Here is an 11,529-nt window from a genome sequence, read left to right as displayed (position 1 = left end):
CCGGCTTCCGCCCGGTCGCCTCCTCTTCCGCTTCGTCTTCCTCTTCTCACCGAAAGGCCTTCGCATGTCCGACCTGCTGCGCGCTCCCGCCGAGATCAAGTACGCCGAGGAGCTGGACTGGCTGGAGTCGATCGACGACAACCCCAAGCCGTTCTCCTGGCGGCTGTCGCCGAAGATGATCCGGCTGTTCATCCTGGGCTCGGAGCGGGCCGACGGGCTCGACCGCGAAATCTCCCAGAAGTGGTTCGGCGACCGCAGCATCGTCGAGCGGGCCATCGTCACCCTCGCCTCCGACCGCGGCCTGCTGCTGATCGGCGACCCCGGCACCGGCAAGAGCTGGCTCGCCGAACTGCTCGCCGCCGCCGTATGCCGCAACTCCACGCTCGTGGTGCAGGGCACGGCCGGCACCACCGAGGACCACATCAAGTACTCGTGGAACGTGTCCATGGTGATCGCCAAGGGCCAGTCGCGGGAGTCGATGATCCCCTCGCCGATCATGACCGCGATGGAGAGCGGGGTCATCGGCCGCTTCGAGGAGCTGACCCGCTCCACCAGCGACGTCCAGGACGCCCTGATCTCCATCCTCTCCGAGAAGTACATCTCGGTGCCCGAACTCGACAGCGACAACATCGTCTTCGCCAAGCCCGGCTTCTCCGTCATCGCCACCGCCAACAGCCGCGACCGGGGCGTCAACGACCTGTCCTCCGCGCTCAAGCGCCGCTTCAACTTCGTGCGCATCCCGGTGGTGACCAACAAGAAGAGCGAGGCGGAGATCGTCCGCTTCCGCACCGAGGAACTGCTGCGCCGCCACCAGATCGAACTGGACGTCCCGCCCACCCTGCTGGACGTACTGCTGCAGAGCTTCTCCGACCTGCGCGCCTCCGCCGCCGCGGCCGCCAGCGACGACGAGAAGCTGGAGTCCGCGCTCTCCACCGCCGAGCAGATCGGCGTCCTGGAGGACGCCATCCTGCACAGCAACTTCTTCGGCGAGCGCGCCCTGACCGCGCGCACTCTCGCCTCCTCGCTCGTCGGCTCCCTCGCCCGCCGCGAACCGGAGGACCTGGCCATCCTCAACAAGTACCTGCACGGTGTCGTCGAGCCGCGCAGCAAGGAAGAGGGCGGCTCCTGGACGGAGTTCCTCGAGGGCGGCCGCGACACGATCGCCACCCTCTCGTGAGCGCCCAGGAGGTGAGCCAGGCCATGAACGAGGGCACCTTCACCGCCCTGCGCACCCAGCTCCAGGAGGCCGCCACCGCGTTCGCCGACGGACCCGGCGCCCTGGAGGGCATCCTCCTCGGCATCGTCGACGACGTCGACCGCGCGGTGCGCGAACCGCTGGAGATCTTCCCGGTCTGCCACCACTCGCCGGCCTCCGCGCTCGCCATGGCGCGCAGGCTGCGCGAGAAGCAGCCCAAGGTGGTCTACCTCGAACTGTGCGAGGACATGGCCCCGCTCCTGACCGAGCTGCGCAACTGCCGGCTCCCGGTCGCGGTGCAGGCGTTCGCGACCGAGGCCGACGGGTTCCCCGCCGAATGGGCGCCGCTGTCGGTCGTCGCGCCCATCACCGAAGCGTCGGCCGAGTACCAGGCGATCGCCTACGCCCTGGACACCCCGGGCGTGGAACTCGTCCTCGTCGACCGTTCCTCCGACCACGTCTTCCAGTGGCAGGAGAGGGACGCCACGGCCGGCGAACCGTCCGACCCGGACGCGCCCCCCGCCGACGCCGAGGCGGCGCTGCACGGCGACGCCGTCGGCGTGGAGATCGGCGACCTGCGCCCGCGCTTCGCCGAACTGGAGGAGCACCTGCTGCGGCACGGGCGCGTGCGGCACTGGTCGGAGTGGTGGCACCAGTACGTCGAGCTGCCGCTCGGCGACAGCGACCACGACACCTACCGCCAGGTCATGCTGCTGATCGGCAGCCTCTTCCGGCGCCTCGCCCCCGGTGACCCGCACCGGGTCCGCGTCGACGAGGACCGCGAGCGGTACATGTGGACGCGGATGCGCCGGCACCTCGCCGCCACCGGCACCGACCCGGCGGACGCCCTCTACGTCTGCGGTGCCTTCCACGCGGCCAGCCGGGTCGCCGAGTTCGGCGTCCACGGCACCGACACCTTCGAGATCAGCCCGCCCAGCGCCACCAAGTGGCAGCACGGTCTGATCCCGTCCAGCCACGCGGCGATCGAGGCGCAGTTCGGTCTCGCCGCCGGGTCGGTGTCCATCGCCGCGGCCGAGTGGGCGAAGAACCTCAAGCGCACCCGGGTGAAGCCGTACCGGCTGACCGGTCAGGCGGGCACGAAGACGCGCCGGAGCACCGCGAAGGCGGACGCCCCCGTTCCGGCCGCCGAAGCCGTCGCGCCGGACAGGCTCACCGGCTTCCTCCAGCGGCCCCCGGTCCTGGACCGCCTGGACGAGGAGGAACTGCTCGGCTGGTCGGTGGAGATCGTGCGCGCCGCCCGCCGCAACGGCTATCTCGCCTCCACCGCCGACGCCATCGCGGTGTTCGAGACCTCGATCCTGCTCGCCGGGATGCGCGACCGGGCCAAGCCCACGCCGTACGACTTCCAGGACGCGGCGGTCACCTGCATCGAGAAGGACACCGTGCCGGGCCGGCGCGACGTGCGCCGGCTCGTCGAGATCATGCTGGGCGGCGACCGGGTCGGCCAGGTCGGCTACGACGCCCTGCCGCCGCTCGCCCGCGACGTGCACGACCGGCTCGCCCCGCTGAACCTCAAACTGCAGCAGCGCGGGGTGCAGCGGGCCCTGCTCGACATGGCGTCGCGGCCCGAGCTGGAGCAGTGCTCCGACGTGCTGTGGATGCTGCGCCGCCTCCTGCCGCACGGCGCCGCCCGCCCCATCATGGGCGAACGCAAGCTCGGCGAGCGCTCCATCCAGGAGTCGTGGGACCTGGCCCTCGGCACCCACCAGCGGGCCCTGATCGAGCTGGGCTACGAGGGCGTGAGCATCGAGCAGGTCCTCGAACAGCGGCTGCGGCGCACCGCGTACGGCCCGCAGGCCACCACGGCGACCGTCCTCGAAACGGTCGAGGACGCCACGCTCCACCTGCGCAGCCGCCGCCTCGCCGACGAACTCGGCGGGCGGGCCCTGGAGGTGCTGGCGACCGAGCGGAGCGTCGACGGCGCCCCGGAGGTGCTGCGCCGGGTGCGCGGCCTGCTGGCCTACTACCGCACCAGTGAACCGGCGCTGCCGCAGTGGATCGAGTCCTTCGTCAAGACGGGCTACGCGCACTACTGCACCCTGCTGCCGACGGCGTTCACCGACGACGACGCGAGCGTCCGCCAGGTCGCGGCCATGCTGGGCTTCCTGTTCAGCATGGAGAGCCTCGCCCTGTCCCTCGGCTGCGACCGCAACCAGCTGGAGCTGGCCATGGCCCAGTCGCACCCGGAGGACCCGGACAGGACGGCCCTGCTGTGGGCGGCCAGGACCCAGCTCGGCACGCTCTCCCGCGCCGATCTGCGGGCCCGGTGCGACGAGCTGCTGGGCAACCCGCTGGCGCTGCCCGCCTATCCGCGCTACCTCAGCGGGTTCCTGCACGCGCTGGAACCGGTGCCCGCGCTGGCCGACTTCGTCGTCGAAGCCGTGTCGAACGCGTTCGCCCGGCTGCCCGACCCGGTGCTGCTGCCCTGGCTGCCCACTCTGATCACCACCCTCCGCTCCGGCGGCGCGGACCTCACGCCCCTGCTGATCCGGGAGGCGGGCCGCGTGTTCCCGGGCCGGCTCGCGGAGCTCGACACCTGGACGCCGCCGTGGCGGGCCGAACCGGCCCCGACGGCCGTACGCCCCGCCCGCGGCCGCGTGTCCGGGCCGAGCGGCCTGCCCCTGCTGGCCGCGCACCCCGCGACCTGCGACGCGGTGGCGGAGCTGCTCGGCTGCGACGGCGGCTGGGAAGCGGCGGCCCCGGCCCCGGCCGGCGCCGCACTGCTGGCCCGCCACCCCCACACCGCGCAGGCGCTGGGGGCGCTCCTGAGCACCCCCTGACCGGCAGCGCCGGCCGGAGCCGCCGCCTCGCCGGGGCGGCGGCTCCGACGCGCGGCCGGACCGCGTCCGCGTCCCGCCGCCGGTCCCGGCCCGTGCCCGCCCCCGCCGTCCTGCCCGACCGCCGCCCCGCCCCCTTCGGCACCGGCCCCGGTGGCGTCCGCGCCGCCCTCGGCGCCCACCCCCGCGGTCGGGTCCGACGACGCCCGCCCGCCCGGTCCGGCGTGCGCGGGGGCGAGGGCGGCGGCAGGGTGGGGACCATGCAGCGCAAGGGCGGACGCGGCAGGCGCGGCGAGGAGTCCGATGTCGAGGCGGTCCTCGACGGCCTGTACACCGTGCCCCCGTCCGGATTCGTCGCCCGCCGCGAGGAGCTGGCCGCCGCGGCCAGGACGGCGGGGCGCGCCGAGGACTCCCGGCGGATCCGCGCCGCCCGCCGGCCCACGCTGGCGGCCTGGGCCGCGAACCTGTTGCTGCGCCAGGAGCCGGACGACAGCCGGCGGCTGCTGGAGCTGGGCGAGGGCCTGCGCGAGGCGTACCGCACGCTGGACCCCGCCGCACTCAAGGACCTGTCCGCCCAACGGCGCCGGATCGTGGCCGCGTTGACCCGTCAGGCCGCCCGGCTCGCCGAGCAGGCCGGGCACCCGCTGTCCGCCGCCGCGCAGCAGGACGTGTCGGCCACGCTGCACGCCGTACTCGCGGACCCCGGCGCCGCGGAGCAGTGGGCCGGCGGGCGGCTGACCGGGGCACTCGACCCGCCGTCCGACTTCGTGTCCTCCGGCCCCGACGACGCCGCGGTCACCGCCACGGCTCGGCCGAAGGCGGCGCGTACCGCCGGGCGGCCCGCGAAGGAGCCGGCCAGGGCCGCGGCCCCCGCGCCCGAGGACGAGCTGGCCGAACGCCGCCGTGCCCGGCAGGAGCAGCTGGCCGCGGCCCGTGCCGCCGCCGAGGAGGCCGAGCGGCGTCTGCGCGAGCGGCGCGAGGAGGCGGCCGAGGCGGCGGAGGCGCTGACGCGGTCCCGTGAGCGCCGGGCGGAGGCCAGGAGGGAGGTGGAGGCCGCCGAGCGGCGGCTGCGCGCGGCACGCGAGGCAGCGGAGGACGCCGACCGGGCCGGCCGGGAGGCCGAGGAACGGCACCGGTCCGCCACGGACGCCCGCAGCGCCGCGGAGCGGGACGCCCGCGCCGCGACGCAGGAGGTACGGCGCCTGGAGGGACGTACGAGACGGCGCACATAGGCGGAGCCTGTGCGGGCCTCCGGGAGCCCGCGCCCCTCCCGGCCCCCGCTCCTCCCGGTCCGCGGCCGGGCCGCCGGGCTCGCCCGGCCCCCCTCGGCCGCCGGCCCATTGACCCGGGCCGTCCACCTGCCTAGCCTCCGTCTCTGTACGTAGACAGTGTTCCGATGCGTGACCGGCGCCCCGGTCCCGCCGCCCCGCCCGTCCCCTTGCTGCCCAGCGGAGGAGCCCCGCATGCCCCAGCCCGTCGTCACCCGCTGCACCGTCCACCCGGTGGCCGGCCGCGACTCCATGCTGCTCAACCTCTCCGGCGCGCACGCCCCCTGGTTCACCCGCAACGTCCTGGTCGTCGAGGACTCCGAGGGGCGCACCGGACTCGGCGAGGTGCCGGGCGGCGAGGAGATCACCCGCACCCTGCGCGAGGCAGCGCCGCTGGTCGTGGGCGCCCGGCTCGGCGACCACCGGCGGGTCCTGCGCGCCGTGCGGGACCGGTTCGGCAGCCGGGACGACGGCGGGCGCGGGAAGCAGACCTTCGACCTGCGCACCACGGTGCACGCCGTCACCGCGATCGAGTCGGCGCTGCTCGACCTGCTCGGGCAGCACCTGGAGGTGCCCGTCGCCGCGCTGCTCGGCGACGGCAAGCAGCGCGACGCCGTACGGGTGCTCGGCTACCTGTTCTACGTCGGGGACCCCGACCGGACCGACCTCGACTACATCCGTGAACCGGACGCCTCCGTGGAGTGGTACCGGGTCCGCCGTGAGGAGGCGCTGACACCCGAGGCCGTCGTCCGCCAGGCCGAGGCCGCCCACGCGCACTACGGCTTCCGCGACTTCAAGCTCAAGGGCGGTGTGCTGCCCGGCGCGGAGGAGGCCGGGGCGGTCCGGGCGCTGAAGGAACGCTTCCCGGAGGCCCGGATCACCCTCGACCCCAACGGCGCCTGGTCACTGAAGGAGGCCGTGGAACTGTGCCGGCCGCTGCTCGGCGTTCTGGCCTACGCCGAGGACCCGTGCGGCGCCGAGGACGGCTACTCGGGCCGGGAGATCCTCGCCGAGTTCCGCCGGGCCACCGGACTGCCCACCGCCACCAACATGGTCGCCACCGACTGGCGCCAGCTCGCCCACGCGCTCGCCCTGCGGTCCGTCGACATCCCCCTCGCCGATCCGCACTTCTGGACCATGCAGGGCTCGGTGCGGGTGGCCCAGCTGTGCAACTCCACGGGACTCACCTGGGGTTGCCACTCCAACAACCACTTCGACATCTCGCTCGCGATGATGGCCCACTGCGGCGCCGCCGCCCCCGGCGACTACAACGCCCTGGACACCCACTGGATCTGGCAGGAGGGCACGGAGCGTCTCACCGTCACGCCGCCGCGGATCGTGGGCGGCGAGGTCGCGGTGGACGACACCCCGGGCCTCGGTGTCCGGCTCGACCGGGACCGGCTGCTCGAGGCCCACGAGCTGTACCGGGAGAAGGGACTGCCGGGCCGCGACGACGCCGCCGGGATGCGCTACCTGGTGAAGGACTGGCAGTTCGACGCCAAGCGTCCGTGCCTGGTGCGGTGACGCGGGACCGGTGAGGTGACATGGGGGAGGGGACGGTGGGGTCAGGACTGGTACGGCTGCTGCTGCGGACGGTCGTGGGTCCGGCCGCCGTGCCCGGTCGCCGACTGCGCCTGAAGCTGTTCCGCCTGCTCCTTCGTCACCCGCTGCTCCGCACCGCAGAAGGTGCACTGCGTCGCGTACTTCGTGGAGACCGGGAACAGCGGCACGAAGAACAGGGTGAACTTGGTGACGCGCTTGCGGAGGGTGTGCGCCGACGGATTGCCGCAGCGGCCGCAGACCAGGGTCAGTATCGCGAGCTGGTACAGGTAGCCCTTGGTGCCAAAGATGATCATCGTTGCCGGTCCTCCCGAGACGGCGCCCCGCCGGCACGGTGCCGGCCGGGCGGTGAGTGACGCCCACGCTCCCAGTCTTCCCCACCTCGAGGTGAGCGGCCCGGTGCGGGGGAGTGTACGACCGTACGCGTTCCCGGCCGGCGTCACTTCTCTCCCCGCACCCGGGGATCCGGCGGCCACCGCTTCCTAGACTGGTAGGCGGACCCGGCCCCGCCGAGGCGGCCGGAACGAAGGGCGGTGGCGCCATGCGGTACGTCGCGGTGACTGCGCTCAGCCATCCCGGGCTGCTGCGGACCCGCAACGAGGACAGTCTCGTCGCCGGCCCCTGGACCCTGTGCGCCACCGTCACCGAGAGTCCGCAGACCCTGTTCTTCCCGCTGGAGAGCCCGGTCGTCGTGGCCGTCGCCGACGGACTGGGCGGGCATCCCGGCGGGGATGTGGCCAGCTCGCTGGTGGCCGGCCGGATCGCCGCGGCCGGGCCGCGGCTGAGCAGCGAGGACGCGATCCGCGACGTCCTCGACGCCTGCAACCGGGCCGTCTACGAGGCCGCCGGCGGCGACGAAGGGGGCGAGCTGGCCACGATGGGCACGACGGTCGCGGGCGTCGTCGTACGGCACGACGCCCTGCTGGTGTTCAACGTGGGCGACAGCCGGGTGCACGCGGCCCTGCCGGAGGGCCTGCGCCGGCTGAGCGTCGACGACAGTCCGCCCCTCGAACCCGGGCGGCGCACCACGTCCATCGTCACCCAGTGCCTCGGCGGCAGCCCCGGCTACCGTGCCGTGCGCGCGCATGTGAGGCCGGTGCCCGTCGCGCCCGGTGACCGCTTCCTCGTCTGCACCGACGGCGTCACCGACCCGCTGGCGGACGACGTCATCGAGGGCGTGCTGCGGGAGCACGACGACCGGCGCGCGGCGGTCGAGCTGTGGAGGGCGGCCATGGAGGCGGGCGGTCCGGACAACATCACGCTGGCCGTCCTGCGCGTCGGCGAGGAGTAGCCCGCTTCACGCGGACGCCGCGGTGCTCTGATCCGGCGGCGGACCGCGTCACGCGCCGGTCCGCCCGGCCCGCCCCGCCCACGCGTCCGCTCAGCGGACATCCGTGTCCGTCATCTTGACGGGACATCGACATCTCATTGACCATCGGGCACACACAGCACCCGCACAGCTCTGGCACCTCCGTACCAGTCACACCGTCCGGCACCCACCCCTAGACGAGAAAGTGCGGACCCCCCACATGACGACTCCTCAGCCCGCCGCGTCCGGACGCGGCTCCAGACGCACCGCGACCGTGACCGGCCTGGCCCTGGCGGCCGCGCTGCTCACCGCGGTCCCGGCCACCTCGGCCCCGTCCGGCAGCGCGGCCGCGACCGGGGCGCTCGCGGCCCCCGACATCCCGCTGGCCAACGTCAAGGCCCACCTCACCCAGCTCCAGTCGATCGCCACCGCCAACGGCGGCAACCGGGCGCACGGCCGCCCCGGTTACAAGGCCTCGATCGACTACGTGCGCGCCAAGCTGGACGCGGCCGGATTCACCACCAGCCTCCAGCAGTTCAGCTCCTCCGGCGCCACGGGCTACAACCTGATCGCCGACTGGCCCGGCGGCGATCCCAACCAGGTCCTCATGGCCGGCGCGCACCTCGACTCCGTCTCCTCCGGGCCCGGCATCAACGACAACGGCTCCGGATCCGCCGCCGTCCTCGAGACCGCGCTCGCCGTCTCCCGCGCCCAGCTCCAGCCCGCCAAGCACCTGCGGTTCGCCTGGTGGGGCGCCGAGGAACTGGGGCTGGTGGGCTCCAAGTACTACGTCAACAACCTCCCTACGACCGAGCGTGCACGCATCGCGGGCTACATCAACCTCGACATGGTCGGCTCGCCGAACCCCGGCTACTTCGTCTACGACGACGACCCGGCGATCGAGAAGGTCTTCAAGGACTGGTACGCGGGCATCGGCGTCCCCACGGAGATAGAGACCGAGGGTGACGGCCGCTCGGACCACGCCGCCTTCAAGAACGCCGGCATACCCGTGGGCGGTCTCTTCACCGGAGCCAGCCGCACCAAGACGGCCGCTCAGGCCACCAAGTGGGGCGGCACCGCGGGCCAGGCCTTCGACCGCTGCTACCACTCGTCCTGCGACACCACGGCGAACATCAACGACACCGCCCTGGACCGCAACAGCGACGCCCTCGCCCACGCCGTCTGGACCCTCGGCACCGGGACGACACCGCCTCCGGGCACCACGTTCGAGAACACCGCCGATGTCGCCATCCCGGACAACGGCGCCGCGGTGACCTCGACCGTCCAGGTGACCGGCCGGACCGGGAACGCGCCCGCCGCCCTCCGGGTCGGCGTGGACATCAAGCACACCTGGCGCGGCGACCTGGTGGTCGACCTCCTCGCCCCCGACGGGACCGCGTACCGGCTGAAGAACTCCAGCAGTTCGGACTCCGCGGACAACGTCATCACCACCTACACCGTCGACGCCTCGGCCGAGCAGGCCAACGGCGACTGGCGCCTGCGGGTGCAGGACGTGGCCGCCCAGGACACGGGTTACATCGACAGCTGGAAGCTCACGTTCTGACGCCGGCACCACGACGATGCGCCGGCCCCTCGGTGGTCCCCGGGGGGCCGGCGCGCCGTCCGCCGGCCGGGCTCAGGTGAGCGCCCCCGTCCGGAAGCGGCGCCGGTACTCGGTCGGTGTGGTGTCGAGCCGGCGGCGGAAGGCCCGGATCATGGTGTCCGTCGTGCCGAAACCACAGGCGGTGACGATCCGTTCGAGCGTCGCGTCGGTGGACTCGAGCTGGTTGCGGGCCAGTTCGACGCGTGCCGACTCGATGTAGGCGGCGGGCGTCATGCCGAGTTCGGTCTTGAAGACGCGGGTGAGCTGCCGCTCGCTGAGGTGGGCGTACTCGGCGAGGTCCGCGACGGTGAGCGGTTCGGCGATGTGCCGCATGATGTGGTGGCGCAGGTCCTCGATGCGCCGCGTGGTGGAGACGGGTTCGAGGGGCACGCTGAACTGGCTCTGCCCGCTGGGCCGCTTCAGGTACATCACGAGCTGCCGGGCGACGCGCAGCGCGACCGCCTCGCCGTAGTCGTCGGCGACGAGGGCCAGGGACAGGTCGAGGCAGGAGCTGATGCCCGCGCCGGTCCACACGTCGCCGTCGCGGATGAAGATCGGGTCGGCGTCGACCTCGACCGCCGGGTGTTCGTCGGCGAGCTGCCGGGCGGTCGACCAGTGGGTGGTGGCCCGTCTGCCGTCGAGCAGCCCGGCGGCCGCCAGGACGTGGGCGCCGACGCACACGGAAGTGACTCTCCGGGCCGTCCCCGCGAGTGTCCTCACCCAGTCGACGACCGCGGGTTCGGCGAGGGCACGGACGCGGCCGCGGCCGTCGGTCTCGACCGAGCCGGGCACCAGGAGGGTGTCGATGCTCTCGCCCGACACCTGCTCGAAGGTGACGTCGGGAAGGACCCGCACCCCGGCCGCGGTGGTGACCGGGTCCGGGGTCCCGGCGGCGAGGACGACCCGGTAACCCGGTCTCCCCTTCAGTTCGCGGCGCAGCAGGGAGAAGACCTCGGGCGGCCCGGTGACGTCGAGGAGGTCGACGCCGTCGAAGAGGAGGATGACGACGAGTCGTTCCACGGTGCTCAAGGTTCTCAGGCTCCGCCCGGCCGGCAACGGTGATGTCTGGATCTGCATGTTAGATGACATTGCCGACACCGGAAGGGGGCCGTAGCGTTCCCCACACAGGCCGCAACAGCGCGGCCACCCCTCAACACCCAAGTCAGCAACGGGACTTGGCGTGAGAACTCGGAAGGGCACCCCTATGGCTACGACCACCCTGCGCACCCTCATGGGCTTCGACGAGACGCCGGCGCGGCTCGCCGACGCGACGCTGATCCTGGTCGACTACCAGAACACGTACGTCCAGGGCGTGATGGAGCTGGAGGGCTGGCGGGCCGCACTCGACTCGGCCGCCGACCTGCTGGGCCGGGCCCGGGAGGCAGGCACCACCGTCATCCACGTCGTCAACGACGGCGGCGAGGGCACCCCGTACGACATCCGGGCCGAGATCGGGCGGATCCACCCGAGCGTGGCCCCGGCCGAGGGCGAGGCCGTCGTCGTCAAACAGCTCCCCGACTCCTTCGCCGGCACCGAGCTGGGCGACCTGGTCGACGCCGCCGGTCACAAGGACGTCGTCGTCATGGGCTTCATGACGCACATGTGCGTGCTGTTCACCGCCCAGGGCGCGTTCCTGCGGGGCAACCGGCCCACCGTGGTCGCCGACGCCTGTGCGACGCGGCCCCTGCCGGTGGCGGGCACGGAGGTGCCCGCGGCGCAGATCCACCAGGGCGCGCTCGCGACCGTCGGGGACCTGTACGGAGTCGTCGTCGCCTCCGGGAAGTCCCTGGCCTGAA

At 73.3% G+C, this 11,529-nt stretch carries 9 protein-coding genes; 7 read left to right on the top strand and 2 right to left on the bottom strand.

Translation table 11 applies throughout. The annotated features are described in order from the left end of the window. Nucleotides 1–64 precede the first annotated feature (64 nt). From SGLAU_RS02320 to SGLAU_RS02305, 4 genes are all read left to right on the top strand, one after another. On the top strand, nucleotides 65–1,177 hold the full coding sequence (locus SGLAU_RS02320; RefSeq protein WP_043497882.1) for an ATP-binding protein: 1,113 nt from the start codon (nucleotides 65–67) through the stop codon (nucleotides 1,175–1,177). A 23-nt stretch (nucleotides 1,178–1,200) separates the two neighbouring features. Then, on the top strand, nucleotides 1,201–3,996 hold the full coding sequence (locus SGLAU_RS02315) for a DUF5682 family protein (protein ID WP_078957560.1): 2,796 nt from the start codon (nucleotides 1,201–1,203) through the stop codon (nucleotides 3,994–3,996). Between the two features lie 257 nt (nucleotides 3,997–4,253). Further along, nucleotides 4,254–5,225: a hypothetical protein gene (locus tag SGLAU_RS02310; RefSeq protein WP_043506174.1), complete on the top strand. Its 972-nt coding sequence runs from the start codon at nucleotides 4,254–4,256 to the stop codon at nucleotides 5,223–5,225. Nucleotides 5,226–5,456: 231 nt separating this feature from the next. Continuing rightward, entirely contained in the window at nucleotides 5,457–6,785 is a 1,329-nt protein-coding gene (locus SGLAU_RS02305; RefSeq protein WP_043497877.1) for an enolase C-terminal domain-like protein, read from the top strand. A 41-nt stretch (nucleotides 6,786–6,826) separates the two neighbouring features. On the opposite strand, the gene SGLAU_RS02300 is transcribed toward SGLAU_RS02305, so the two are convergent. Next, nucleotides 6,827–7,117, bottom strand: coding sequence for a zinc-ribbon domain-containing protein (locus SGLAU_RS02300; RefSeq protein WP_043497875.1), 291 nt, complete (start codon nucleotides 7,115–7,117; stop codon nucleotides 6,827–6,829). A 245-nt stretch (nucleotides 7,118–7,362) separates the two neighbouring features. Between SGLAU_RS02300 and SGLAU_RS02295 the strand changes: the two genes are divergently transcribed. Together SGLAU_RS02295 and SGLAU_RS02290 are read left to right on the top strand one after the other, a co-directional pair. Further along, the gene (locus SGLAU_RS02295; protein WP_043497872.1) at nucleotides 7,363–8,112 is read left to right on the top strand and encodes a PP2C family protein-serine/threonine phosphatase; all 750 of its coding nucleotides are present in this window, start codon (nucleotides 7,363–7,365) and stop codon (nucleotides 8,110–8,112) included. A 238-nt stretch (nucleotides 8,113–8,350) separates the two neighbouring features. After that, nucleotides 8,351–9,694, top strand: a complete 1,344-nt coding sequence (locus SGLAU_RS02290) for a M28 family metallopeptidase (protein ID WP_052413579.1) — start codon at nucleotides 8,351–8,353, stop codon at nucleotides 9,692–9,694. A gap of 72 nt (nucleotides 9,695–9,766) precedes the next feature. On the opposite strand, the gene SGLAU_RS02285 is transcribed toward SGLAU_RS02290, so the two are convergent. After that, nucleotides 9,767–10,762: a GlxA family transcriptional regulator gene (locus SGLAU_RS02285; RefSeq protein ID WP_043497868.1), complete on the bottom strand. Its 996-nt coding sequence runs from the start codon at nucleotides 10,760–10,762 to the stop codon at nucleotides 9,767–9,769. A gap of 175 nt (nucleotides 10,763–10,937) precedes the next feature. On the opposite strand from SGLAU_RS02285, the gene SGLAU_RS02280 reads away from it, so the two are divergent. Then, nucleotides 10,938–11,528 (top strand): cysteine hydrolase family protein, encoded by a 591-nt coding sequence (locus SGLAU_RS02280; RefSeq protein ID WP_043497866.1) that lies wholly within the window; start codon nucleotides 10,938–10,940, stop codon nucleotides 11,526–11,528. Nucleotide 11,529 lies beyond the last annotated feature (1 nt).

This window comes from Streptomyces glaucescens, from assembly GCF_000761215.1.
Classification (GTDB): Bacteria; Actinomycetota; Actinomycetes; order Streptomycetales; family Streptomycetaceae; genus Streptomyces; species Streptomyces glaucescens_B.
This window is presented reverse-complemented; position numbering and strand designations above follow the sequence as displayed.

Bases quoted from the DNA above. Each gene is read 5' to 3' on its own strand.
- SGLAU_RS02320 (WP_043497882.1), top strand. From the start codon at position 65: ATGTCCGACCTGCTGCGCGCTCCCGCCGAGATCAAGTACGCCGAGGAG.
- SGLAU_RS02315 (WP_078957560.1), top strand. From the start codon at position 1,201: ATGAACGAGGGCACCTTCACCGCCCTGCGCACCCAGCTCCAGGAGGCC.
- SGLAU_RS02310 (WP_043506174.1), top strand. From the start codon at position 4,254: ATGCAGCGCAAGGGCGGACGCGGCAGGCGCGGCGAGGAGTCCGATGTC.
- SGLAU_RS02305 (WP_043497877.1), top strand. From the start codon at position 5,457: ATGCCCCAGCCCGTCGTCACCCGCTGCACCGTCCACCCGGTGGCCGGC.
- SGLAU_RS02300 (WP_043497875.1), bottom strand. From the start codon at position 7,117: ATGATCATCTTTGGCACCAAGGGCTACCTGTACCAGCTCGCGATACTG.
- SGLAU_RS02295 (WP_043497872.1), top strand. From the start codon at position 7,363: ATGCGGTACGTCGCGGTGACTGCGCTCAGCCATCCCGGGCTGCTGCGG.
- SGLAU_RS02290 (WP_052413579.1), top strand. From the start codon at position 8,351: ATGACGACTCCTCAGCCCGCCGCGTCCGGACGCGGCTCCAGACGCACC.
- SGLAU_RS02280 (WP_043497866.1), top strand. From the start codon at position 10,938: ATGGCTACGACCACCCTGCGCACCCTCATGGGCTTCGACGAGACGCCG.